The sequence below is a fragment of the Reyranella aquatilis genome, assembly GCF_020880995.1.
Lineage (GTDB): Bacteria > Pseudomonadota > Alphaproteobacteria > Reyranellales > Reyranellaceae > Reyranella > Reyranella aquatilis.
Genome location: NZ_JAJISD010000011.1, coordinates 158085 through 183229, shown reverse-complemented (window position 1 = coordinate 183229; position 25145 = coordinate 158085). Strand labels below are relative to the sequence as shown.

Annotated in this window: 24 protein-coding genes; 11 read left to right on the top strand and 13 right to left on the bottom strand. The window is 64.9% G+C overall.

The window, feature by feature from the left end:
* Positions 1-26 precede the first annotated feature (26 nt).
* Together LJ725_RS22925 and LJ725_RS22920 are read right to left on the bottom strand one after the other, a co-directional pair.
* Positions 27-1964, bottom strand: a complete 1938-nt coding sequence (locus LJ725_RS22925; RefSeq protein WP_230553274.1) for a DUF3604 domain-containing protein — start codon at positions 1962-1964, stop codon at positions 27-29.
* 214 nt (positions 1965-2178) lie between these two features.
* Positions 2179-3288 carry an HlyD family secretion protein gene (locus LJ725_RS22920; RefSeq protein ID WP_230553273.1) on the bottom strand — a complete coding sequence of 370 codons (1110 nt, stop codon included), beginning with the start codon at positions 3286-3288 and terminating at the stop codon, positions 2179-2181.
* Between the two features lie 1357 nt (positions 3289-4645).
* Here LJ725_RS22920 and LJ725_RS22915 point away from each other — a divergent pair.
* The 5 genes from LJ725_RS22915 (at position 4646) to LJ725_RS22895 (ending at position 9953) form a co-directional block, all read left to right on the top strand.
* On the top strand, positions 4646-6730 hold the full coding sequence (locus tag LJ725_RS22915) for an NAD(+) synthase (RefSeq protein ID WP_230553272.1): 2085 nt from the start codon (positions 4646-4648) through the stop codon (positions 6728-6730).
* A 91-nt stretch (positions 6731-6821) separates the two neighbouring features.
* A complete protein-coding gene (locus LJ725_RS22910) occupies positions 6822-7229 on the top strand; it encodes a rhodanese-like domain-containing protein (protein ID WP_230553271.1) in 408 nt (135 codons plus the stop codon).
* Between the two features lie 11 nt (positions 7230-7240).
* Positions 7241-8842 carry a class I adenylate-forming enzyme family protein gene (locus tag LJ725_RS22905; RefSeq protein WP_230553270.1) on the top strand — a complete coding sequence of 534 codons (1602 nt, stop codon included), beginning with the start codon at positions 7241-7243 and terminating at the stop codon, positions 8840-8842.
* Between the two features lie 8 nt (positions 8843-8850).
* Positions 8851-9321: a DUF3237 domain-containing protein gene (locus LJ725_RS22900; protein ID WP_230553269.1), complete on the top strand. Its 471-nt coding sequence runs from the start codon at positions 8851-8853 to the stop codon at positions 9319-9321.
* Positions 9321-9953, top strand: a complete 633-nt coding sequence (locus LJ725_RS22895; RefSeq protein ID WP_230553268.1) for a LysE family translocator — start codon at positions 9321-9323, stop codon at positions 9951-9953. Before LJ725_RS22900 ends, LJ725_RS22895 begins: the two co-directional genes overlap by 1 nt.
* A gap of 7 nt (positions 9954-9960) precedes the next feature.
* On the opposite strand, the gene LJ725_RS22890 is transcribed toward LJ725_RS22895, so the two are convergent.
* The 9 genes from LJ725_RS22890 to LJ725_RS22850 form a co-directional block, all read right to left on the bottom strand.
* Positions 9961-10818: an alpha/beta fold hydrolase gene (locus LJ725_RS22890; RefSeq protein ID WP_230553267.1), complete on the bottom strand. Its 858-nt coding sequence runs from the start codon at positions 10816-10818 to the stop codon at positions 9961-9963.
* Positions 10818-11027: a hypothetical protein gene (locus tag LJ725_RS22885; protein ID WP_230553266.1), complete on the bottom strand. Its 210-nt coding sequence runs from the start codon at positions 11025-11027 to the stop codon at positions 10818-10820. Before LJ725_RS22885 ends, LJ725_RS22890 begins: the two co-directional genes overlap by 1 nt.
* Positions 11028-11197: 170 nt before the next feature.
* Entirely contained in the window at positions 11198-11896 is a 699-nt protein-coding gene (locus LJ725_RS22880; RefSeq protein ID WP_230553265.1) for a DUF6134 family protein, read from the bottom strand.
* Positions 11897-11945: 49 nt separating this feature from the next.
* Positions 11946-13130, bottom strand: coding sequence for a CaiB/BaiF CoA transferase family protein (locus tag LJ725_RS22875; protein ID WP_230553264.1), 1185 nt, complete (start codon positions 13128-13130; stop codon positions 11946-11948).
* Between the two features lie 115 nt (positions 13131-13245).
* Positions 13246-13602: a cupin domain-containing protein gene (locus tag LJ725_RS22870; RefSeq protein WP_230553263.1), complete on the bottom strand. Its 357-nt coding sequence runs from the start codon at positions 13600-13602 to the stop codon at positions 13246-13248.
* On the bottom strand, positions 13599-14555 hold the full coding sequence (locus LJ725_RS22865; protein ID WP_230553262.1) for a hydroxymethylglutaryl-CoA lyase: 957 nt from the start codon (positions 14553-14555) through the stop codon (positions 13599-13601). Before LJ725_RS22865 ends, LJ725_RS22870 begins: the two co-directional genes overlap by 4 nt.
* 37 nt (positions 14556-14592) lie before the next feature.
* A complete protein-coding gene (locus tag LJ725_RS22860) occupies positions 14593-16095 on the bottom strand; it encodes a tripartite tricarboxylate transporter permease (RefSeq protein WP_230553261.1) in 1503 nt (500 codons plus the stop codon).
* 1 nt (position 16096) lies between these two features.
* Positions 16097-16546 (bottom strand): tripartite tricarboxylate transporter TctB family protein, encoded by a 450-nt coding sequence (locus LJ725_RS22855; RefSeq protein WP_230553260.1) that lies wholly within the window; start codon positions 16544-16546, stop codon positions 16097-16099.
* A 125-nt stretch (positions 16547-16671) separates the two neighbouring features.
* Complete coding sequence (locus LJ725_RS22850; RefSeq protein WP_230553259.1) at positions 16672-17487, bottom strand: sulfite exporter TauE/SafE family protein; 816 nt, start codon at positions 17485-17487, stop codon at positions 16672-16674.
* Between the two features lie 126 nt (positions 17488-17613).
* On the opposite strand from LJ725_RS22850, the gene LJ725_RS22845 reads away from it, so the two are divergent.
* The 5 genes from LJ725_RS22845 to LJ725_RS22825 all read left to right on the top strand — a co-directional run bounded on the left by LJ725_RS22845 (position 17614) and on the right by LJ725_RS22825 (position 21954).
* On the top strand, positions 17614-18660 hold the full coding sequence (locus LJ725_RS22845) for a phosphotransferase (protein WP_230553324.1): 1047 nt from the start codon (positions 17614-17616) through the stop codon (positions 18658-18660).
* Positions 18657-19316, top strand: a complete 660-nt coding sequence (locus LJ725_RS22840; RefSeq protein WP_230553258.1) for a TetR/AcrR family transcriptional regulator — start codon at positions 18657-18659, stop codon at positions 19314-19316. The genes LJ725_RS22845 and LJ725_RS22840 overlap by 4 nt, the downstream gene beginning before the upstream one ends.
* A 28-nt stretch (positions 19317-19344) precedes the next feature.
* The gene (locus LJ725_RS22835) at positions 19345-20112 is read left to right on the top strand and encodes a C13 family peptidase (RefSeq protein WP_230553257.1); all 768 of its coding nucleotides are present in this window, start codon (positions 19345-19347) and stop codon (positions 20110-20112) included.
* 247 nt (positions 20113-20359) lie between these two features.
* Entirely contained in the window at positions 20360-20719 is a 360-nt protein-coding gene (locus LJ725_RS22830; protein WP_230553256.1) for a YciI family protein, read from the top strand.
* Positions 20662-21954, top strand: coding sequence for an RNA polymerase sigma factor (locus tag LJ725_RS22825; RefSeq protein WP_230553255.1), 1293 nt, complete (start codon positions 20662-20664; stop codon positions 21952-21954). The genes LJ725_RS22830 and LJ725_RS22825 overlap by 58 nt, the downstream gene beginning before the upstream one ends.
* Positions 21955-21998: 44 nt before the next feature.
* On the opposite strand, the gene LJ725_RS22820 is transcribed toward LJ725_RS22825, so the two are convergent.
* The gene (locus LJ725_RS22820) at positions 21999-22388 is read right to left on the bottom strand and encodes a RidA family protein (protein ID WP_230553254.1); all 390 of its coding nucleotides are present in this window, start codon (positions 22386-22388) and stop codon (positions 21999-22001) included.
* Between the two features lie 88 nt (positions 22389-22476).
* Positions 22477-24072, bottom strand: coding sequence for an AMP-binding protein (locus LJ725_RS22815; protein ID WP_230553253.1), 1596 nt, complete (start codon positions 24070-24072; stop codon positions 22477-22479).
* A gap of 99 nt (positions 24073-24171) precedes the next feature.
* Between LJ725_RS22815 and LJ725_RS22810 the strand changes: the two genes are divergently transcribed.
* Positions 24172-25140, top strand: coding sequence for a Bug family tripartite tricarboxylate transporter substrate binding protein (locus LJ725_RS22810; protein ID WP_230553252.1), 969 nt, complete (start codon positions 24172-24174; stop codon positions 25138-25140).
* Positions 25141-25145 lie beyond the last annotated feature (5 nt).

Here is a 25145-nt window from a genome sequence, read left to right as displayed (position 1 = left end):
AGTTTGCCCACTTCAGTGAGTTGGGTCTAGGAGGCTGGCTTGTACCAGATCGGGGAAGTATAGGCCCTCTCTTGGATCGCAGCCGGAACGTCGGTTGGGACAGGACGACCGAAATACTTCGCGTCATAAGTGGTCCAGCGCGGCGTCGGGATTTCGAGAACGCGGCCGTAGTAGAACGCGCTCTGCTTTGGATCGAATTCGGGATCCGTCCAGACGGCGATCAACTCTGGGCTGCCGATGGTGTTGGTCCAGTTGGCATTCGCCACATCCACGGTGTTGCCAACTGAAGGTACCTTCCCGCCTGCGCCTGGCTTCCGGTCACCGGACCACACCACATCGTAGACTTTCTCGTGGGCTACGCCCTTCTCGTCAATCCAGCCCTTGACGATCTGGTAGCGATCAAGATTGGCACCAATTGGATCCTTTAATGCGGCCAAAAGGAATGTGGGAGCCTTGCCTGCAGGCGGGGCACCGAGATCCCCGCCCATGGGGACGCCCTTCCCATAGCCTGCGATGGCAGGATTGCGGCTCTTGGCATCTGCTTCTGTGAACTCATAGCCGCCAAACAGACGGACGACCATGCGGGTACCCGTCGTCGCATAAACCTCTCGGCGTTCCATTGCCTCAAAAATGGACTGTCGAGAATTCTCCGTTGCCCAAACCCCAGCATAGCCTGCCGAGACAACATCTCTGTCATTGACGGTAATGCCGGTCTTACTGTTGTTGACGAATGTGTTCGTCAGCCGTTCGGGGCTAGGCTCCATTGGCGCAACCTTGCCCCAGAAGTTGTCTTCCTCGACCGCAGGCAGCCCTGTATGCGCATCTGTCGATCCAATCATTCCAAACTTGAAGGGATTGACGCCAAATTGCTTTTCCATTTTGAGTCCGAGCTTCAGCCCGGACCGGGCATACTCATGCTCCAGCATCTCCGGCTTCTTCGCCTCGCTCATGTCGAGATTGCCTTTGTCCCATTTCTCAAAGTTGGCAAACTCGTCATTGGGTGACAGCCAAGGATGGGCCTCACCGTCGCCCTTCATCTGAGTCACTTCATAGATTGGTTCCCACCGATTCCGCGCTTCCGCATACTCCTGATCGACCGGCTTGTTCGTAAACGGCTGGATGAACGGAAACATCAGGCCATTGCTAACATTGCCATTGTGGGCGATGGCAAGCACATCGCCACCCGTCTTCGACTCGTACTCGGCCATCCACTTCCAGAGGTCCGTTTCCCGCGGGCTCCCCAAAGGCGCAACTGTCGTGAAGGGAAGCACCTGGCGTGCAAGATCACCACCATCCTTGAAGATGACGTTGCGATGAATGTTGAATGACCCTTGGGCTGTCCATTCGTATCCGATGAAGGCTGTGAAGCGGCCAGGATCGTTGTGCTCCTCCGCAGCTTTAATCGTTTCCAGCCAAGTGGACTTGAATGCCGCCGTGTTCGGCGCATAGACGAGTGCTTTGGGGAAATTGCCATTGGAGAATGCAGCAATGACCTGAAGAGCGGCTTCCTGTCCCCGGCCCTCCTTCATCATATCATACCACTTGCGTCCCTGCGGATCCGCAATGATGTTGGGCTTGCCCGCTACGAGGTCCGGGAATAAGCCCATGTTGTCGGAATGATCGGCCACCACCAGAAAATCGAGCGGACGCGACAGCTTAGCTTGCTGGCCTGTGCTCGTTGTAACCTGTTCCCCCTTGGCAAAGCGATAGGCCTCCCGCGGAGACAGGCGAGCCCCAAAAATCCCCGCGTCGAAGGAGACAGCTGTATGTAAATGGGTGTCCCCGAACAGCGGCCGCGTTGGGAAATTACGATCAACATACGGTGAGTATGGCCGCTTGTCCGGAAAGAACTTCTCGATCCTCTCCTTCGTGATCTGGCCGACATCACCGTCGGCCTGGGCCGCAAACGATGAGCCAAGTATCGTGGCTGCGAGCAGCGCTGCCTTGAGTGTGGCGTACTTCATGGTTGCTCTCCTACGATACGGTGCTGGAGGTGCGGCAAGCGCAAGGATTTATGCCACCAGCAATGATCTGTTCATTCAGGCTGTCCGGGTTCAGTTTAGCAATGGCGCATTCCATGGCAAAATCTACAGGTACCGACCGTCAACGCACCTATTGAATGCTAACTCTCCCTTGTCGGCAAATCGTGCAGTTACGCGTGAGCCTGTTTGCCAAGCCTCAAAGGTAGGCCACGAAGGCCTTCATCCAAAGAATGATGCTCGCCAGGGTGCCAATGGCGCCCGCGCCCTCCGGAACGACGGTGGCCGTGCCGACCACGCCGGGCAGCACAAAGGCCGGGTCCACGTCTCCGGGAATGTTGATGAGGGCCGGGTAGGTCGTGCTGTTGCCAACCGCCTCAGCCGTGAACAAGGATCCGGACACAGCCACCTGCCCCTGCCTGATGCCCTGTGCCGCAGTACCCATGCGAGAGTGGAACACCTTGCCGGGCAGATTTGCGAATACGAGATGGACAGGCGCGCCTGGACGGATGCTGGCGTAGCCGGCCTGGTCGAACACGCCGACGATCGAGATGTCTCCGGCGACGATGAAGGACATCACCGCCTTTAGGGGCACCGCCCGGGCGCCGATACTGAGGGACATGCCGCTGACGTATCCGTCACTCGGCGCCTTTACCGTGGTCTGTTCGAGTTCCCACGTAGCGTTCTCCAACTGAGCCTGCAACTGCGCGACCGTTGTATTCTGTCCCTCGATCTCAGAACCCAGCACAAGCCGCGCATTGGCCTCACGGGCCCTAGCGGCCTGTAGCTGGGCATTGAGAAGGGCGACCTGTGCGACTGCATCCTGAAAACGAAACTCGCTAGACGCGGATGTGCGGGCAAGCTTCTCGATGTCGTCGCGCCGCTTCTCTGCATATGCTAGCTGTGCAGTGAGCCCGGCAACATCTGCAACTGCGAGATCGACCTGCGCTTTGTACTGGTTGACCTTCTGCTCAGCCTCGGCGACTGCAGCCTTAAGCTGTTTGACCTTGAAATGGTAGGGTGCCGGATCAATCCTGAACAGGATGGACCCTGCCTTCATGAGAACGTTCGGCTCGGCCTCGATGGCGACGACAGTGCCCGACACGGTGGGTGTAACCTCGACGACCCGGCTGACAACGACGATTCGGCCGGACGGCGTCATAGTGTTGAATAGCGCCATGAACACGCTGAGGATGGCGGCGCCGACCAGCACGGTCAGGATTCGCCACGGCCAGTTCCAGGGTAGCAGCTTGAATCGAAAGAACACGGTCCAGGTGAAAGCGAAATAGGCGACTGCTACGATGACCAAAGTGGCTAGTCCTCCGCGCGAAGATCAACCGCCATGTATCGGATGACCCGCTTGTTGCAGCCGAATTTGTTGGAACGGATAAGCCATTGCAAGGCGGACTGCCTTCCAAGAGTTCCACCTCGCACGATTTCCGGTGCCACGGGGATTTCGCGCCCAGAGAAACGAAATGACTTTCGTAAAGGCTAGCTTGTGTTCGGCCAGGGCAGTCAGGAAGCGGGCAGCAGGCCAACCCTCTTTGTCGGCACGTGCGTCAAGAGTGGCCCACATCTCAAATTGGTGGCGGAGAGCCTCATGGCGTAGGTCGTGGAAGTTGCAGTCAAGCACCTTGGCCCTCCGGCAGGACCCGATCTCACGACTGACGCAGGGCCTTTGCTGTCAGGAGGAAAACTGGCCCGCTGCCTTGCCACCGATGTCGTTAAGGACGCCAATAGCGGCGGTGCTGAGGGGAATTGTTCGGGGGTGACCATTCTTGGTCTCTGGAATGAGACCGGTCCTACGAGCGCCAACGTGCTCCCAGCGTAGCGTCAGCAGCTATCCCGGCGTATGGCCGTTTCCAGAGCAAATCGCACCACCGCCGGGACCAGCCGGTTCTTGACCTTTGCAAAGGCCTCCCGCAGCTGCGAGGCTTCCTCGTCGGTGAGAGCCGGCAGTTCCGGGACAGGCCCTGAGGCGGGGCCTTCAGCTCGGCCAATGGATTCGCAGAAAGGGTTCCATCGGTGTTACTCAATCCGGAGGGCATCTTGAAACAGAGCCATTTCCTTGCGGACTGGAGCTGGGGCCACCTCGGTCAGCCGCTGAGCGCGGTACTCGGCAAACTTGTCGGGGGTCGCTGCAGCTAGGGACATTCTGGCCACCGCGCTCCGGCGCATGCGGCTAATCCGAGCCGCCTCAGGGGCTCGTCCTCGCTTGGTGATGGTGATTGTCCGGACGTACCTCTCCAAGAGATCGTCCACGGTGGAGCTGCGGAGTGCCCGGTTATCCACAGCGGTGAAGCCACGCTCCTGCTTGGCCTCAATATCCCTAGCCCACGCTATGGCATCCTTTCGATAGGAGAAAGTGCGCGGTAGGGCGGGTTGACCCTCCCGCCTGACCTGAACCTGCCACTTTCGACGATGCTTCGAAACGTAGCCATTCTCTTGATCCCGCTGTGACACCGGCGTGACCGGGGGAGCTTCTGAGGGGGGCAAAGGTTCGGAAGGTGGGCGTTTTTTGCGCGGAGCTCAGCGGTAGAGCACTGTCTTGACATGGCAGTGGCCACAGGTTCGATCCCTGTCGCGCCCACCATCGCCCCTTCTTTCCAGCAGCCCTTGATCGGAAGTCCCCGCCGGGGCACCAGTAGGCCATGGCTGGAGTTCCGATGTTCGATTTCTACTCTCTCTATTCCCATGAATTCGTGCGCGTGGCCTGCTGCGTGCCGCGGACCCGCGTGGCTGATGCGGCCTACAACCTCGCGGAGACGCTCAAGCTCGCGGCGCAGGGCGACAAGACGCGTGCGGCCGTCATGGTCTTCCCCGAACTCGGCCTGTCATCCTACGCCATCGAGGACCTGTTGCTGCAGGACGCGCTGCTCGACGAGGTCGAGCGGTCGATCGCCAAGGTGGTCGAGGCGTCGCGCAAGCTTTTCCCGGTGCTGATCGTCGGTGCGCCGCTGCGCGTCTCGGGCCGACTCTACAACACCGCCATCGTCGTGCATCGCGGCAAGGTGCTGGGTGTGGTCCCGAAGACCTACCTGCCGAACTATCGCGAGTTCTACGAGAAGCGGCACTTCATCTCCGGCGCCAACACGATCACCCGCGAGGTCGAACTGCTGGGCGAGACAGTGCCGTTCGGCACCGATCTCCTCTTCAAGGCGGCCGGCATCGACCTCACCTTCCATGTCGAGATCTGCGAGGACGTGTGGGTGGCGATCCCGCCGTCCAGCCACGCGGCCCTCGCCGGCGCCGAACTGCTGGTGAACCTGTCGGCCAGCAACATCACGATCGGCAAGGCCGAGGCGCGGCGCCTGCTGTGCGGCAGCCAGTCGATGCGTGCGGTGGCCGCCTACGCCTACTCGGCGGCCGGCCCCGGCGAATCGACGACCGATCTCGCCTGGGACGGTCATGCCGCGATCTACGAACTGGGCGACCCGCTGATCGAGTCTTCTCGATTCGAGAAGGACTCGACCATGATCCAGGCCGACATCGACGTCGGCCGCATTCGCCAGGAACGCCTGCGCTATAACGGCTTCGCCGATTGCGCCCTGCAGGAGAAGGAACGGGTCGAGCGTTTCCGGACGCTGCCGTTCGCCTTCGATCCGCCGGCGGACAGCGTGGCACTCGATCGCGCCATCGAGCGCTTCCCCTATGTGCCGTCGGATCCGGCCAAGCTGCGGGACAACTGCTACGAGGCCTACAACATCCAGGTCCAGGGCTTGGCGCAGCGGCTGCAGTCGAACCGCACCGAAAATGCCGTCATCGGCGTGTCGGGCGGCCTCGATTCAACCCATGCTCTTATCGTTGCCTGTCGCGCGATGGATCGCCTGGGCCTCAGCCGCAAGAACGTCTTCGCCTACACGATGCCGGGCTTCGGCACCTCCGACCAGACCTACCGGAACGCGTGGCGTCTCATGAAAGCCCTGGGCGTTACCGCAGCGGAGATCGACATCAAGCCGGCCGCGACGCAGATGCTGGCCGATATCGGCCATCCGTTCGGCAAGGGCGAGAAGGTCTACGACATCACCTTCGAGAACGTGCAGGCGGGCCTGCGCACCGACTATCTGTTCCGTCTGGCCAACCAGCAGCGCGGGATGGTGGTGGGCACTGGCGATCTGTCCGAACTGGGCCTTGGCTGGTGCACCTACGGCGTGGGCGATCACATGTCCCACTACAATCCCAATGGCTCGGTCTCGAAGACACTGATCCAGCACCTGATCCGCTTCGTCGCCGCGTCGGGCGACGTCAGCCGCGAGACGGCCGACATCCTGCACGACATCCTGAACACCGAGATCTCGCCCGAACTCATCCCCGCGGGCGAGAAGGGCGTGGTGCAGGCGACCGAGAGCTTCGTTGGTCCCTATGCACTGCAGGACTTCAATCTCTTCTACCTGACGCGTCTCGGCTATCGCCCCTCGAAGATCGCCTTCATGGCGTGGAACGCCTGGCACGATATCGAGAAGGGCGCCTGGCCCGCCAACCTGCCGGAAGGAACGCGTCGCGCCTACACGCTCGAGGAAATCCGCAAGTGGCTCGCGTTGTTCCTGCGGCGCTTCTTCACCAACCAGTTCAAGCGCTCCGCGGTGCCGAACGGGCCGAAGATTTCGTCCGGCGGATCGCTGTCGCCGCGCGGCGACTGGCGCGCGCCGTCCGATGGCAGCCCGGACATCTGGCTCGAGGAGATGAAGGCCATTCCGGAGGCTAAGGGCGAGTCCAAAGCCACTCGGAAACCGAAGACCAGATCGAAGTGAGCCAGCGGTTTTTTCCCTAGGCGCTCGCCGTCGTTTGCCTGTTCGGGCCAAAATGCTACCAAGGCCGAAGATGCAGCGTAGGGAGGGTTCGATGCCGCTCGAGATCAAGAAGACGGTCCAGCAGATGGTCGACGAGGCCAACAGCCAGATCGAGACACTGTCGCTTGCCGAAGCGATGAAGATCCACGGTCAGCCCGGAGTCACCTTCATCGACATCCGCGATCCGCGCGAATTGTGGCGCGACGGCACGATCCCCGGCGCGATCAACGTGACGCGCGGCATGCTGGAGATGTGGATCGATCCGAAGAGCCCCTACGCCAAGGACTACTTCCAGACCGGCAACAAGTTCGTGTTCTTCTGCGCCGGCGCCTGGCGCTCGGCGCTGTCTACCAAGACCGCGCAGGACATGGGCCTCACGCCGGTGGCTCATTTCGAAGGCGGCTTCGGCGCCTGGAAGAAGGCCGGCGGGCCGGTCGAGACGGTCGAGCCCAAGAAGTAGGCCGGGGCGCCGTGAGCCCCGACGAGCCCGTCGTTCCGCAACCGGTCATCGACGACATTCCTGATTTCACGTCGATCCCGGCCCTGGTCGCCCGGCACGCGCGCAGCCATCCGGACAAGCCGGCGGTGAAGTGCGACGGGGTCGTGCGGAACTGGAGTGCCTTCGACGGGCGCATCAACCGGATCGCCCGTCGTTTGTCGGAGATGGGGCTGGGGCGGGGCGACAAAATCGCCATCCTCGCCACGAACTCGATCGAATACCTCGAGACCTTCATGGGTGGCCTGCGGGCCGGCGCCTGCGTCGTGCCGCTGTCGACCATGGCGGCCGCCGATGCGCTCGAGAAGATGCTGGACGATTGTGATGCCAAGGTGCTGTTCCTGTCGGAGCAGTACCGAACGCTGGTCCAGCCCTACGAGTCGCGGCTGGGGAAGCTCGTCGAGGGCGGCCGCATCGCCTACGACTTCGCGGCGCCCGGCTGGCAGGATTTCGAGGGCTGGCTCGCGCCGGCGAGCGACGCGCCTTTCGAAACGGCGATCCAGCCGCTCGACGACTTCAACATCATCTACAGTTCCGGCACGACCGGCCTGCCCAAGGGCATCCTGCACTCGCACGCCCTTCGCAGCCAGCTTCCCGTCCGGTTCCCGGCCTTCGACTACGGCCCCGACACGATCTCGCTGGTGTCGACTCCGATCTATTCCAACACCACGCTGGTTGCGCTGCTGGCGACTGTCGGTGTCGGCGGCACGTCGATCCTGATGCGCAAGTCCGACGTCGTGAAGTTCCTGGAACTGGCCCAGGCTGAGCGCGTCACGCATGCGATGCTGGTGCCGGTGCAATACCAGCGCATCCTGGCGCATCCGGATTTCGACAGGTACGACCTCAGCGCCTTCAAGACCAAGCTGTCGACCAGCGCCCCTTTGCGTGCCCAGGTGAAGGCCGACTGCGTCAAGCGCTGGCCGGGACGCTTGATCGAGATCTACGGCCTGACCGAGGGCGGCGGGAGCTGCATGCTCGAAGCCAACCTGTATCCGGACAAGCTTCACACGGTTGGAACGCCAGGCTTCGGCGTCGAACTCAGGATTCTCGACGAGCAGGGCCGCGAACTGCCGCAAGGCGAGGTCGGCGAGATCGCCGGCCGCGCCGAGATGATGATGAAGGGCTACTACAAGCAGGACGAAAAGACCCGCGAGCTTTTCTGGCACGACGAGAAGGGGCGCCTTTTCTTCAAGTCCGGCGACATGGGCCGGATCGACGAGGACGGCTTCCTGATCCTGCTCGATCGCAAGAAGGACATGATCATTTCCGGCGGGTTCAACGTCTATGCCGCCGACATCGAGGTCCTTCTCCTGAAGCATCCCGACGTGATCGACGTCGCGGTGATCGGCGTGCCGAGCGAACAGTGGGGCGAATCGCCGATGGCACTGTGCGTGCGCCGCGACGGTGCCGACGTAAGCGAGGACGCCGTACGTGATTGGGCGAACGGCCAGCTGAGCAAGACGCAGCGTATTGTCGCCGTCGAGTTCCGCGACTCGCTTCCGCGCAGCACCATCGGCAAGATCATGAAGCGCGAGCTGCGGGCGCCCTATTGGGAAGGCCGGACGGCCAAGATTTGAGGAACAGCATGACCGAACCCACCCTGCGTTCAGCCCATCTCTTCACGCTGACCCTCCAGGTCGATCCGAACTTCACCGATGTCGGGGAGACGCCCTACGGCCGCCGCCGCATCGCGACGGTCACGGGCGGCACCTTCGAGGGCGAGGAACTGCGCGGCACGGTGCTGCCGGCGCCGGCTGGCGACTGGCTGCTGCAGCGCCGCGACGGCATACTGCAGCTTGACGTGCGGCTGACGCTCAAGACCGACGACGGGCATCTCGTCTACATGAGCTATCGCGGCATGCGGCACGGGCCGGCTTGGGTGATCGAGCAGCTCAACAAGGGCGAGAAGGTCGATCCCAGCCAGTACTACTTCCGCGCCACGCCGTGGTTCGAGACGGCCTCGGAGAAGTACCGCTTCCTCAATCGCATCGTCTGCGTCTCGACCGGCCGCCGCGAGCCGGCCGGCCCGGTCTACGAGGTCTTCCAGATCCTCTGATGGTCGACCTCTCGACCCTGGCCCTGTTCGCCGTGGCGGCGCTCGCGCTCACTCTGACGCCGGGCCCCGACATGCTGCTGATCGCCTCGCGCAGCGCGAGCCAGGGCAGGGCGGCGGGCTTCGCCACCCTGGCCGGCATCCAGGCCGGCACCTACTGTCACGCTCTTGCGGCAGCTTTCGGCCTGTCGCAGCTCTTTCTGATCGTGCCGGTTGCCTACGACGCGGTGCGCTATGCCGGTGCGGCCTATCTTCTCTATCTCGCGTGGGCGACCGTGCGGTCCGGCGTCGTGACGGCGGCACCCGAGGCCGGTGCGACGCGTCCTGCTGCCGGCACGATGTTCCGGCAGGGACTGCTCACCAACCTGCTCAATCCGAAGATGGCGCTGTTCGTGCTCGCGCTGTTTCCGCAGTTCGTGCAGCCGGAAGCGGGCTCCGTGGCGGTGCAGGTTCTGGTTCTGGCGACCGTGCTGAATGCGATCGGCGTGATTGTGAACGGCGCGGTGATCCTAGGGGCTAGTCGCCTCGGCCGTCTGTTCGCGGGACAGGGCCGCTTCCGCCGCCTGTCGCAGTATTTCCTCGGCGCGATCTTCGCAGGTCTGGCGACTCGGCTGGCGTTCGACGGCAGGACGTAAGGATTCTCTATCGTCCTGAGCCCGTCGCGATCTTCTCCAGCACCGGCAGGATGTATTCACTGAACTTCGCCGGATTCTCGCTCATCGGGAAATGGCCGAGTTCCTTCATCACCTGGACCTGGGCACCCGGGATCTGCGCTGCGGTTCGCAGCGTATCCTCGGCCGTGCAGGAGAAGTCGTACTCGCCAGTCAGCAGGTAGAGCGGGCAGATGCCGGTGTCGATCGTCTTGACCTTCTCCCGCAGGTCGCCGTCGACGCGATAGAAGTAGAGATCGCCCTTGAAGATGCCGGGGCCGCCCTGCATGTACATCCAGAGCGTCTCGTGGCGGCTCACCGGCGGGCTCTGCGGCGCGATCAGCCCCGAGATGAGCGCGGCGCAGACCTCGCCACCATGGACGTCGGGGCGATGCAGCCACGACGTGTCGTACCAGGGCTGCTGGAAGTCGGCCGCCTCAAGCGCCACCAAGGCACGGAACTCGGCGGCATGGGCGATGGCGAGATTGAGCACGATGCGGCCGCCGATCGAGCAGCCCATCACCACCGGCTTTTCCAACTCCATGGCCTGACAGAAAGCCCGGATGGCGGCGGTGTAGGAAGCCGTGGTCAGCCGGTACTCGGTCTTCTCCCAGCCATCGGGCGGCGTCGACTTGCCGTGCCAAGGCAGGTCGAAGGCCAGCACGCGATAGCGGCTCGTGATCTCGGGGTCGGCCAGCAGATGGCGGAACTGGCGATTGTCGGCGCCGGCCGTGTGCAGGCAGACGAGGGGAATGCCCTGTCCGGCTTCCTCGAAGTAAATACGATGCGGCGTGCCGTCGATGTCGAGCCGCACGTAGCGGCCGATCATGGGATCGAGAACGGGCGCCATCAGTTGGTCTCCGGCAGACGGCGGGGCAGGGCCAGCAGGTCCTTGAAAAACTGTAGGTTCTGCAGAAGGGGGCGCAGGTCGCCTTCCATCGAGGCGGCGCCGCGCTTGGTGAGGGCGAACAGGTCGTGCCACCCCGGTTCGGGCATGCGACGCCAGTGCCTGCGCCAAGCCTCATCGGTGCCGCGAACGGTGAAGGACGTCGATTTCATCAGCCGTGGACCCCGCTCCAGCGCGGCAAGCGCGCCCTGGCGAAGGCTGAGGTGGAATGGCTCAGACCCGATCTCGATACGGCACTCCACGTCGAGCCAGCGGCCGCGTCTCACAAGGTCGGCATCGCCGGCGAGGAGTTCGGGAAGTCTTGCGAAACAATCTGCAGGGATCATTCCTGCAGTATGTACTCGATCGTCGATCCGTCGGAAGCCTTGAAAGCGGACTTCACCCAGCGGCCGCGGTCGTCGAACCACTGATCCATCTGGACGTCCCCGGTGTAGGTGTACCGGGTGGCTTCCAGCGTGCCGTTCGCTGTCTTGATCGTCTCGCGTCCCCGCGGGGTGATCTGGACCTTGGCCAAGGTGCCGTTCTGCGAGTTGAGCATCGCGGACTGCTTGACCTGGTTAAGGTTCCAGTGCGTCGAGGGAAGGGTGGTCGGCGGCAGCGTCGCCTGGTTCGGCGTTCCCTGCTGGAAGCCGACGTCGCTCGCCGTCAGCTTGGGCAGGCTGCCTTCGCGCACGACCGCCACGCCCGTCCCGTCCTTGCGCGCCTTGAGCGTGTACTTGGTGCCATTGTCGTCGGTCTGGGTGGCGATCGATTCGAAGGTATTGCCGTTCCAGACCTCCTGGCCGCGATGCATGTAGCGATACATCGTGAGGCCGAGCGCCTTGACCGCGAAATCGATCGAGGTCGTGACCGTACGCTTGTCGCCGTTCTGCTGGAAGGTGAGCGTGTGCGTGCCGATACGCTCGCCATTTCGGAATGCGGCGAAAACATGGCTCTGGCCATAGGGGAAGTCGGCGGTGGCCTGGGCGGCGGCCGAGCCGCAGCCCATGAGCATCAATGCAAGGATCAGTCGGCGTTTCATCGGGTGACTCCTGGTCCTTATACGCACGGCGCGGCCGACGGATGCCCTGTCAGACGACCCGATCGGCCTTAAGCTTGGCGATAACGGCCTTATCGTACCCCAGTTCCTGCAAGATTTGTTCCGTGTGCTCGCCGAGCTGGGGCGCCCGGCGGCGGATGGTCAGGGGCGTGCGGGAGAGCTTAACCGGCTCCTGTAGCACGGGGACGGCCATTTTGGCGCCCGGATACTCCATCGGATGGAAGAACTTCGCTTCCTGGACGTGCTTGTCGTCCAGCGTCTGCTGCGGGGTGTAGACCGGGCCGGCCGGAATGCGGTTGGCCTCCAGCGCGGCCAGCGCCTCGGCGACCGTGCGCGTGTCGCACCACTTCTGCATGATGGCCGACAGCGCCTCACCGTTGTCCCCGCGGGCCAGATCGTCCTTGAAGCGCGGATCGGCCGCCAGCGTCTCGTCGCCCATCAGCTTACACCAGCGCACGAACAGCGGCTGGCCAATGGTCATGGCGTAGATCCAGCCGTCCTTGCACTTGAAGGTGTCGGACGGGCCCGCGGTGAAGCCCCTGTTGAGGGTGGCGATGCGGTTCAGGTCGAGCATCGCCTGCTCGATCAGATGGCCGTTGGTGATGTTGATGGCCGTGCGCAGCAGGGCGGTCTCGACCTTCTGGCCCTTGCCACTCTTCGCCCGATCCATCAGGGCCGCGAGCACGCCCACTGTGTTGAGGAGGGCCGTTCCGAAGTCGACGAAGGGCGCGTTCATGCGCGTCGGCGTCTCGCCGTCGCCTGAGAGGTACATCGCGCCGGACATCGCCTGGCCGATCGTGTCGAAGCCGACGCGGGTTTTGTATGGACCCTCCGAACCGAAGGTCGAGGTCGTCGCCAGGATGATGCGCGGATTGATGGCCGAGATGGTCTCGTAGTCGATGCCCATCTTCTGCAGGTCTTCGTAGGGAAGGTTGGCGATCACCACGTCCGCCGTGGCGACCAGCTTCTTCACGATCTCCCGGCCCTCGGGCTTCATCGGGTTGAGGGTGAGGCCGAGCTTGTTGCGGCCCATCTGGAGGAACATCGCGCCTTCGCCACCCTCGACGACCGGGGTCACCCAGCGATCCTCGCTGCCCTCGAGCTTCTCGACGCGGATCACCTCGGCGCCCAGGTCGGCCAGCATGGTGCCGCAGAACGGACCTGCGATGTAGCGGCCGAAATCGAGTACGCGGATGCCTTCGAGAACGCCTGACATGTGACCCTATCCTCCCTCGCGCCGGCCATGAACGGGCCGGCTGCGACGGAGCATTAGCAGAGGTCGCCGGGCGGTTCTATTCGTGTCGGCCGCCGGGAAAGCCGGCGGTCCGCACTCAGTCGAAGAAGGTGTTGGGCTTCAGGAAGACCGCCAGCATCAGGCAGCCCTCGTCGGTCCAGGCCTCATGGCGACTGCCCGCTCGTCGCCAGACATAGTTGCCGGCGCGGCAGACGCCCGCGTGATCGGCGAAGGACCCTTCGAGCACGTAGGTCTGCTCGATCGCCACGTGCTCGTGCTGCGGCAGGCGGGCGCCGGGTGCCCAGCGCATCAGAACCGTCGAGAGCCCGGTCTCCTTCTGCTCCATCAGGATCTTCCACTCGATTCCCGGGAAGCGCGTCGGCTGCCACGGCACATCCCTGACGTCGACATAGGTCGAGTCGGGGACCGTGCCCGCCAGCGTCTCGGCGTTCATGCGGCGACCTTGCGTCGGGCGGCATTCAGCGTGCCGCCGCGCATGAGATGGCCGGGCAGGGGACGGCCGACGATTTCCTCGGCGAGCTTCGCGACGTCGATCAGGCGCTCGATATCGAGGCCGGTCTCGACACCCATTTCCTCGCACATGAAGGCGAAGTCCTCGGTGCAGATGTTGCCGGCCGCGCCGTCGGTCGCGGCAAAGGGGCAGCCTCCCAGCCCGGCAACTGAGGCGTCGAATTTGGTCACGCCCATGCGCAGGCCGGCATAGGCCGCCGCGGCGCCAGTGCCACGCGTGTCGTGGAGATGGAGCGAGATCTCGAGATCGGGCCACTTCGAGCGCACGGCGCCGATCAGCCGCTCGACGGAGGCGGGCGTGGCCCAGCCCATCGCGTCGGTGAGCTTGATGCCCTTGAGCTTGAAGCCCGCCAGTTCGGCCTCGTCGAGCGCGAGTTGCACGCGCTGCAGGATGAGGTCCGTGGAGAGCTCACCTTCGTAGTTGCAGCCGAACGCGCCCAGGATGGTGCCCCACTCAACGGGCATGCCGCGATCCTTGAAGGTCTTGAGCGACATGCGCTGCTCGACCATGGCGTCGGCGACCGACTTGCCGATGTTCTTGCGGGAGAAGGTGTCGGAGGCGGTGACGCGGACGCCGCCGTCGACATGCAGAGGGCCCCGGAGCGCGCGCTCGAGGCCCTGCTGGTTCAGCCACAGCGCGCTGTATTGCACGCCGGGTTTGAGGTTGATTTTCGCCGCGACTTCCTCGGCGTCGGCCATCGTCGGCACGCGCTTCGGATTGACGTACGAGACGCAAGCGATGTGCTTCAACCCGGTGTCCGCAAGCGCCTCGATGAGGCGGACCTTGTCGGCCACCGGGATCATCTTCTTCTCGGACTGGAAGCCCTCGCGAGGACCCTCCTCGTTGATCGTCACTCGCTTGGGCAGGTCCGACATGGTCTTCCTCCGGATTCTTGGAGGAGGGCGTCAGCCCTCACTCTTCCACGAATGCTTCCTTGCGCGCCTTTTTGAAGCTGGGCAAGGCCATCAGGAGGAGCAGGAGCGCCGTCGTGACGAGCAGTCCAAGGCTGATCGGCCGCTGCAGGAACACCATGGGATCGCCGCGCGAGAGCAGCATGGCGCGCCGGAAGTATTCTTCCATCTGCGGTCCGAGAACCAGACCCAGCAGGAACGGCGCACCCTCGCAACCCAGCTTCACGAAGACGTAGCCCAGGATGCCGAAGACCGCGACCTGCATAACGTGGAAGGTACTGTTCTGCAGGCTGTAGGCGCCGATGCAGCAGAAGAGCAGGATGGCCGGCGCCAGGAAGCGGTATGGCACCGTCAACAGCTTCACCCAGATGCCGATCATCGGCAGGTTGATGATGACCAGCATGGCATTGCCGATCCACATCGAGGCGATCATGCCCCAGAACAGGTCCGGCTTTTTGGTCATGACCTCGGGCCCCGGCTGGATGCCCTGGATGATCATGGCGCCGACCATCAGCGCCATGACGGCGTTGGACGGAATGCCCAGCGTCAGCATCGGGATGAACGAGGTCTGGGCGGCGGCATTGTTGGCCGCCTCGGGCGCGGCGACGCCTTCGACCGCACCTTTGCCGAACTGGCCGGGGTTCTTCGAGATCTTCTTCTCGAGCGTGTAGGCCGAGAAGGCACCCAGGGTCGGACCGCCGCCCGGCAGAACGCCGAGCGCCGAGCCGAGAAGGGTACCGCGCAGGGCCGCGGGGACGGCCCGCCGGACCTCGTCCATCGTCGGCCACAACGACGTCACCTTGATGGTGCCGCCGGTTCGGGTGAGATGCCGTTCGAGGTTCACCACGATCTCGGCGATGCCGAACAGGCCCATGGCGATCGGCGCGAAGTCGATGCCGTCGCTCAGCTCCGGAATGTCGAAGGTGAAGCGCTGGGCGCCGGTGTTGACGTCGGTGCCCACCAGACCGAACAGCAGGCCGAGGAACACCATCGCGATCGCCTTGGTCACCGAACCGCTGGCCAGGATAACCGCCGCGACGAGGCCGAGCGCCATCAGCGAGCAATAGTCGGCCGGGCCGAACTTCTGCGCCATTCGCGTCAGCGGCTCGGCGAAGAGCACGATGATGAGCGTGCCGACGGTGCCGGCGAAGAACGAGCCGACGGCGGAGATCGAGAGCGCCGCACCGGCACGCCCGTTTCGAGCCATCTGGTAGCCGTCGAGACAGGTGACGACCGACGACGCCTCGCCCGGCAGGTTGACCAGGATCGACGTCGTCGAACCGCCATAGGCAGCGCCGTAGTAGATGCCGGCGAGCATGATCAGCGAGGCGGTCGGCGGCAGGTGGAAGGTGATCGGCAGCAGCATGGCGATGGTGGCCACCGGGCCGATGCCGGGCAGAACGCCGATCAGCGTGCCGAGCAGACAGCCCAGCAGCGCGTAGGTCAGGTTCTGGAAGGTGAAGGCGACGCTGAAGCCCAGCGAGAGATTGTCGAGCAGTTCCATCTCACCAGACTCCGCGCAGGATGTAGATGTTCATGCCGAGCCCGACCTTGAAGACGAGCGTGCACAGCACGGAGAGGACGACGATGTTGCCGATGACCTCGGTGAGCTTGAACTCCTCGCCGGCCAGCGAGGCGATCATGATCAGCACGACGAGGGCGGGGATCAGTCCGGCGCGCTCGAAGAGCAGGGCGAAGCAGACGATGCCAAGCGTCACCAGGGTGATCGGCTTCCATTTCGGTCGCTCGACCGGCTCGCTGCCGCTCACGATCGCGATGATGCAAACCAGCGCTCCCAGGCCGATCAGCGTCAGGGAAAGCATGCGTGGTACATAACCCGGTCCCATGCGAACCGGTGTGCCGAGTGCGAGTTTTTGCCCGAAATACAGGGCAATCAGTCCAAAGCCGATGAACATCAGCCCGGACAAGAAGTCCTTGCTCAGGAATCGATTCAACGATGCCTCCCCAGAAACGCGCCGCCTTCACTGTGCTATTGGGTCCGAACCCCCGGACCGCCAACAGCTAAACACAATTCGGCCGCTTTGCCCAAGTGCCAAGTGCATTACAAGTGATAAGTGCACTATCGCAGAAGCAGACGGACTGCGATTAGGGCGAGACAAGCGGCGAACAAGCGCCGAAGCAAAGCGACGGGCGCCCTTGCGGACCACCGGGCGGCCATCGGCGCGACAAAGAGCGCGGGCAGCGACAGCGTCGCAACGCAGAACAACGAGACATCGCCCAGCGCATCGAAGGGACGGCCCTGCGTATGCCGATCCATCAGCAGGAACACGATCGTCGCCGGAGCGGCAATCACCAGATTGAATAGCGCTCCGGCGCCGATCGCGCGTTTGATGGAAAATGAGAAGAGCGTCAGGATCGGTGTACTCAAGGTGCCGCCGCCCACACCGACGGCCGCCGCCAGGCCTCCGGCCACCGCCGGCGGGATGTGCGAAAAGGGAGGGCCCGGTTGCCGCTGCCCAATAATGAGGCGGTCTCCGGCCGCCATCTTGAGGGCGAGCCCGGCCGCGACCACGGCGAACAGGGTGGTCAACACTTTCGTCGGCGCGAGAGGCCCGAGTGCCAGCCCGATCACTGCGCCGAGCATCAGGGCCGGAAGCCAGGATCGAACGAGATCGGGGTCGATCGTACCTGCCCGCCAGTGGGCTCCGGCGGCGGTGACGGAGGCGACGAGAATGCTTGCCTGGGCGGTGCCGACCGCCAATGGTACCGCCAGCGGTTCGGCGATGTCGTTCAGGGTGAACACCTCGAGAAGGACGGGCACGGCGACGATCCCGCCGCCAACGCCCAGCAATCCCGCGAGCAGCCCGATAAGGACGCCAGTGGCCAGCAGCACGGCCCAGGCGGCTGGCGGGTAGGTCGAAAGCAGCGCTTCCAAGTGTTCGTGTTCCCCGTTGGTCGATGTTGCGTGTACTCCGGCGTCCGAGCAAACTCCCGGCCAAGGTAAACGCTCGTTCAGGAGGCTATTCGGGTGGCACGGCGGGGCGACGATTTCATCGGCACGATGGCGGTGCAGGAAAAGCACCGGTTCGACGAGCAGCCGCTCGCGAGGTTCATGGCCGCCAATGTCGAGGGCTTCACGCCGCCGCTGACGGTCGAGCAGTTCAGGGGCGGGCAATCCAACCCGACCTACCGGCTGACCGACGGGGCCGGCCGACGCTATGTCCTGCGGCGCAAGCCGCCGGGCAAGCTGCTGCCCTCCGCCCACGCCGTGGATCGCGAGTTCCGGGTCATCTCCGCCCTCAACCGCACGAACGTGCCGACTCCTCGCGCCTATGCGCTGAGCGAGGACGCGAGCATCGTCGGTACGCCTTTCTACATCATGGAGTATTGCGACGGCCGGGTGCTGTGGGATCCGACCCTGCCGGACGTGCCCCGGGAAGGGCGCCTGGCCATCTATCGCGCCAAGTTCGAGGCGCTCGCCCGGCTTCATCTGGTCGATTACGCCGCGCTGGGCCTGGCCGATTTCGGCCGCCCCGGCAGCTACGTCGCCCGGCAGATTTCGCGCTGGGGCAAGCAGTACAAGGCGTCGGAAACCGAGAAGATCGAGTCGATGGACCGGCTGTTCGAATGGCTGCCGGCCAACCTGCCGGCAAACGACGAGACCGTGCTGGTGCACGGTGATTTCCGCCTCGACAACATGATCTTCCATGCCAGCGAGCCGCGTGTGCTGGGAATCATCGACTGGGAGATTTCGACCCTCGGCGACCCGCTGGCCGAACTTGCCTATCTCTGCATGCTCTGGCGTACGCCCAGGGACTGGAACGGCCTGCTGGGGCACGACCTCGGCGAACTCGGCCTGCCGACCGAGGCGGAGATGGTGAACTACTACAGCACGCTCGCCGGCCGCGCCGTTCCCGAGCCGGCTCTCTGGGAATTCTACATGGCCTACAATCTCTTCCGGGTGTCATGCATCCGGCAGGGCGTCTATGCGCGGTCGCTCGACGGCACGGCGTCGAACGTGCGGGCCGCGGAGTCCGGCAAGTTGGTGAAGCCCGCGGCCGATCTCGCCTGGTCCATCGTCGCCAACATGGGCGGAGCATCACGATGAGCAAGCGCAAGACCGTCGGTGCCGGGGAGGGACTGCCGGAGGCGACGGAGCGCGAAGCGCGGCCGCCGGTCGAGGCCATTCGCGCCGCCGCTTTCGCCCAGTTCGCCGAGCGCGGCTATCCGGTCGTCACCGTGCGCGACATCATGAAGGCCTGCGGCCTCACGCAGGGCGCCCTGTACAATCACTTCAAGTCCAAGGACGAGCTGCTGCACGACATCATCGCCTCGACCCAGGGCGAACTGGAGCGGCTGTGTCAGGAGGCGGTCAAGGGGGCGGGCGCGGATCCGCGGGCGCAGCTCGCGGCCTTCGTGCGCGTGTACGTGGTGCGGCATTGCCGGCTGAGGATCGAGGCGCTGGTTGCCAACCGCGAGATCGGCTGGCTCGACGCGGCGCGCGTGTCCGACATCCGTCGCAGTCGCCGCGCCATCCGCGACATCGTCGTGACCATTCTCACCCGCGGGGTTGAGAGCGGCGTGTTCGATCCGCCTCGCGTCGACGGCAAGCACGACCTGAAGGCGATCGCCATGGCGCTGCTCGACCAATGTACCCATGTCTCGATGTGGTACGGTCCGGGCGGCGACCTTGCGGAGGAGCAGATGGCGAAGCTCTACACAGAGATGGTGCTGCGGGTCGTCGGTGCCAGGCTGCAGGACTGAGTATCCGGAAAGCGGGAGCAGGAAGGTCATGTTGGTTCGCGTCGTTGCCCTCGTCGCGTTGCTGGCCGTGCTTGGCGCCTGCACGCCGGACTCCGGCTCGGCTCCTCCGGCAGGTCGCGCCACCGCCCTCGCAGCGGCGCCCGACGGCATCCCGGCGGCGCGCTGGCATGCCGTCCTGATCGCCGGCGACAACGACAGTCCTTCGTTCGACAACGGAATAGACGCGCTGCGCGACAAGCTCTCGGCGCGTGGCGTCCGTGACATCAGGATCCTGACCTCCGATCCTGGCCGCAATCCCTCTGCCCAGGTCGCCAGTGCGGCGAACGTCTCGAACGCCCTGCGCGGTGCCGGCGGGGCGGGGGCCTGCCTCGCCTTCATCACCAGCCATGGCAACGAAACCGGCGTCGTCTTGCGTCTGGCCAACGGCGTGATCCGGCCGGGCACGCTCGACAGTGCGCTGGATGCCGGCTGCGGCACGCTGCCGACGGTCGTGGTCGTCTCGGCCTGCCACAGCGGCGTCTTCTTGACGTCGGCCATGCGACAGCCCAACCGGGTGGTGCTGACCGCCGCCGCGGCCGACCGCGTGAGCTTCGGCTGCGGGGCCGGCGACCAGTTCACCTACTACGACCAGTGCCTGCTGCAGCAGTTCGACGGAGCCTCGACCTGGAGTCAGCTCGCCCAGGCGACGCGGGCCTGTGTCCAGTCGCTGGAGAAGAGCATGGGCATCCGTACGCCCTCGCAGCCGCAGGTTTTCGTCGGATCGTCGGTTGCCGCTCTCCGGTTGCCAGGACGCTGACCCCTTCTTTCGGGCGCTGGACTTTCCGGCCCGCCGGGCATTTGCCTTTTCCTGAAGGAGCCCTTGTCCTCCGGCGCCCTTCCGGCCGTCCCGTCCAACGGGGCCATGGCGGAGGCGACATCCGCCGAAGCAGATTTTCGGGGGCGAGCTGTCGAAATCGAGCGGGGCCGACGCACATACTCCCGAGCGCCAATCGTCGCTCGGCCGGAGAAGCATCTCCGGCCCTGAATCGAAAGGGAATGTTCCGATGCATTACATGCTTCTGTTCAACGAGACGGCCGCCGAGCTCGGCAAGCGTACCGATCCGGCGCGGGCGGACGCCTATTGGGGCGGCTGGACCGCCTACATGCAGGCCATTGCCCAAAGCGGCGCGATGGTCAGCGGCAATGGCCTCCAGCCGCCCGAAGTCAGCACGACGATCCGCGTCGAGAACGGCAAGCGCCACGTGGTCGATGGACCGTTTGCCGACACCAAGGAAATTCTCGGCGGCTACATCATTCTCGACGTTCCAGACCTCGACGCTGCGCTCGAATGGGCGGCGCGTGCGCCATGCGTCTCGGCCGGGTCCGTGGAGATCCGTCCGGTGATGCTGCCGCCCGCCGCCTGATGGATGGGGAGCGCCGCGCCGCCGCCCGCGAAGCGGAGGCCGCGGCGCGATCCTCGTACGGCAAGCTCGTGGCGATTCTCGCTTCGCGCACGCGCGACATCGCCGCGGCCGAGGACGCACTGGCCGACGCCTTCGCCGCCGCGCTTGCGCAATGGCCTCGCGACGGCGTGCCCGCGAACCCGGTGGGCTGGCTGATGACGGTCGCGCGCCGCAGCGTCGGTCATGCCGAGGGGCGGCGCCGGACGGCGGCGGCGGCCGAGAACGTGCTGCGCATGCTGGACGAGGAACGCGACGAGGTTCGGCCCGATTCCTTCGGAGACGATCGGTTGGCGCTGATGTTCGTCTGTGCCCACCCCGCGATCGACAGCGAGGCCCAGGCTCCGCTCATGCTGCAGACCGTTCTCGGACTCGATGCCGAGCGGATCGCTGCGAGCTTTCTCGTGTCCGCAGCTACGATGAGCCAACGGCTCGTGCGCGCCAAGCGGAAGATCCGCGATGCCGGGATCGCCTTTTCCATTCCCGATTCCGGTGAGGTGCCGGCGCGGATCGCTTCCGTACTGTCGGCCATCTACGCCGCCTATGGCACCGCCTGGGAGGATGTGACCGGTGCCGACAGCAAGCTTCGGAACCTTGCTGCCGAAGCGATCTGGCTCGCCCGGCTGCTCCGTCAGCTCTTGCCGGAGGATCCGGAGGTCATGGGGCTGCTCTCGCTCATGCTCCACTGCCAGGCGCGCAGCGCCGCCCGCCGCTCAGCAGAAGGCGCGTTCGTGCCGCTCCACGATCAGGACATGACGGTGTGGTCGCGAAGCATGATCGAGGAAGCGGAGACCCATCTTCGGTCCGCTGCGCGCTTGGCCACACCGGGCCGGTTCCAGACCGAAGCCGCAATCCAGTCGCTTCATGCCCACCAGCGCATGACCGGCGAACGTTTCGCCGAGCCGCTGGTATGCCTCTACGACGCCCTTGCCCGATTTGCGCCGACAACGGGTGTACTGGTCGCCCGCGCGGTCGCTCACGCCGAGAACGGCGATTCCGCCGCCGCACTGGCGCAACTCGACGAGATCCCGAATGTGGGCCGCTACCAGCCATATTGGGCTGCGCGTGCCCGCGTCTCATGGTTGTCGGGCGACGAGGATGCGGCCTGGACATCGGCAAGGAAAGCGGCGGGCCTGAGCAACGACGCCGGCGTGCGGGCCTTCCTGCTCGCCGGCGGATTTCGCGGAACAGGCCGCTGAACCTCAACTCGAGGCAGGCTTGGCTCGAGGGCGCGTCCGAGCCGTTACCCGCCGATCACCGCGGTGAAGTCGCAGGTCACGTGGTGCGGGCTGTCGCCCGAGAGCTGAAGCGTGTGGCGGGCGGGACGCGAGGCCTCATCGGGAAACATCTTCACCCACTCGTCGTTCAGCGCCGCGCGGCCCGTCGAGGGCTGCTTCATCCAGAAGTTCACCTTGATGATGTCGTCGGGCGTGCCGCCGGCCGCCTCGATGCAAAGCCGGATGTGCTTGAAGATATTGGTGACCTGGGTGGCGAGGTCGGGTGGGACCGTGCGGGTGCCGGGCTCGGTGCCGTTCATGATGCTCGACATCACGATGTTGCCGATGCGGCTCGCATTAGGGATCGGATTCTGGTGGCTGTAGCCGGGATAGTTGACGCTCTTGCGCTTGGTCATCGCTTCTCTCCCTTTCAGGGCGGCGAGCATCGCATTTCCCGTCGCCCCGGCAAACGCGCCTTCGAGCGGGAGCGTCGCCGGCCGCCGGCTACAGCCGTTCGAGCGCCATGTCGCGCAGCCGTGCGCGCTGGATCTTGAAGCCGTTGGCCGAGGGTGTCCTGGGGAAGTCGTCGACCGCGAACACCCGCACCGGCACCTTGTAGTTGGCGAGGCCCTGCCGGCAGTGCGCGATGGCGGCGGCTTCGTCGAGCGTCGCCCCCGGGGAGAGGATCACGAAGGCGACCGCGCGGACGCCGTCGGGACGCGGCACCGCGATCGCCTGGCACCCGGCGATGGAAGGCAACTTCTGCAGATGGGTCTCGATCTCGAGCGGATTGACGAGGAAGCCCGAGAGCCGCAGCACGTCTCCCATCCGGCTGAGGAACGTGAAGCCGCCACGCCCGTCGAGTTCGGCGAGATCGCCTGTCCGGACATAGCCGTCGGCGGTCACGGTCTCGGCCGTCGCCGCGTCGTTTCCGTAGTAGCCGACCATCAGGGAAGGACCGGCGCATTCCAGCATCCCCGGCTGTCCGACGCCCAGTAGTTCGCCCGTTTCCGGATCGCGCACGCGGACATGGCCGAGCGGCGAGGTGGGAACGCCGCCGCCCTTCTTGCGATGCGCGACGTCGGAGTCGATCGGCTGCAGGGAGTAGAGGGCCTGTACCTCGCTCATGCCATAGAGACCGCAGAGACGCAGGCCGCGCTTCTCGGCGGTTTCAGCGATGTCGTCGAGCGAGGCATTGAACGCGGCGTAGCCCGCCCACTTCACCGAGGGGAACGGACGATCGCCCGGCACCGCGTCGAGCAGGCGCGCGTACAGGTCGTCGCTGCCGAACAGGGTGGTCGGGCGGTGATCAGCGATCAGGCGGGCGATCTCGTCGATCTCATAGGATTCCACCAGCACGCAGGGCTTGCCCGCAGCGAGGGTCGCCATCGTCTGGTCGAAGCCATAGACGCCGCACAAGGGCAGGATCGACAGCGACAGCGTGTCCGGCGCGGTGAAGCCGAAGGCGCGGGCGACCTGCTGGGCATGGCTGGCGATCGCGCCCTGGCGATGCAGCACGAACTTGGGCGCGCTGGTCGTGCCCGAGGTCGTGAAAATGTTGCAGGGAGCGCTGGCCCGCGCGTTGTTCAGGCCGAGCCGCGGACGCGACAGCAGGCGCTCGTAGGGCACGCGTCGCAGCCGTGCTATGGCGGACGGCACAGAAGCGGGTTCGTCGCCCACGGTCACGATGGCCGCAAGCCTGTCGAGCGCGTCCGGTTCGATGTCGGCGAGGATCGACAGGAAGTCGATGCGCCGGAAGCCCGGGGCGCAGGCCAGCACCTTGGCCCCCGAACGGCCCACGATGTCGGCGACCTCGACCGCGCGATAGCGGGTGTTCACGGCAACGGCGATGGCGCCGAGCCTAATGCAGGCGAGATAGAGGATCGGGTAGGCCGGTACGTTGGGCAACCACAGCGCCACGCGATCGCCCGGTCCGACGCCGAGGTCCGCGAGGCCCTGGGCGGCGCGGCGCGCGCTCTCGGTCAGTTCCAGGAACGAAACCGTCCGGCCTCCATGAGTCAGGGCCGGAGCGTCGGGCGTTTGTCCGGCGACGTCGGCGACCAGCGTCCAGACATCGGCGGCGGGTTGGGCGAGAGGCATGCGCGCGGAGACTACCCGAAGACCGCATCATCTCAAGCGCCGCGCCTTGACCCGGCATGCACCTTGCCTGACGCTCGGCAGTGGGGATGAGGGGGTGTCATGCTGCGTCGAAACCTGTTTGCTGCTCCGTTGATGTTTGCCGCTGCGTCGGCGCGCGCCCAGCAATGGGTCCCGAAACAGCCGATCAAGATCCTTGTGGGCTATGCGCCAGGCGGAACGGCGGATCTGGCCGCCCGCATCGCGGCCGAGACCATACAGCGCCAGCATGGTTACACCGTCATCGTCGAGAACAAGACCGGCGCCGGCGGATTCATCGCCCTGAAGGCCGTGGCCCAGGCGCCGGCCGACGGCTACACGGTGGGCATCGGCATCATGGGGCAGCTCGCGGTCGGTCCGGTGGTGCCCGGGTCGCAGATTCCGCTCGATCTCGACAAGGAGCTGACCCCGATCTGCAATCTGGTCGGTGTGCCGATGGCGCTGATCGTGCGCATGGATGCACCGTTCACGACCATCCCGGAGTTCGTGGCCTATGCAAAGGCCAATCCCGGCAAAGTGAGCTACGCCTCGACGGGGCTCGGCTCGACCAACCAGCTTGGCGCGGAGTTCCTGGCGGCCGAGGCGGGCGGGCTGAAGCTGATCCACGTTCCCTATCGCGGGGGCGCGCCGGCCATCGCCGACGTGGCGGCGGGCAATGTCGACTTGTTCTTCGGCAACGTGTCGGAACTGATCGGGCAGGCGCGCGGCGGCAAGGTCCGCGTGCTGGCGCTGGCTTCGGCCAAGCCCACCGCGCTCGCGCCCGAACTGCCGCTGCTGACCAAGGACATTCCGGCGCTCGACATCAACAACTGGTTCGGGCTCATGGGACCGGCGGGCCTGCCGGCGGAGATCAGGAGCGGGCTCGCGAAGCTCTTCATGGATGCGATTGCCGACCCCAAGAATGGCGAAACGCTGGCCAAGCAGGGGCTTGAGCCAATCGGGCAGGGGCCCGATGCTTTCGCCGCCTACATCATCAAGGACCGCGAGCGCTGGGCGAAGGTCGCCAAGCAAGGCAATGTGAAGGCCGAATAGCAAAG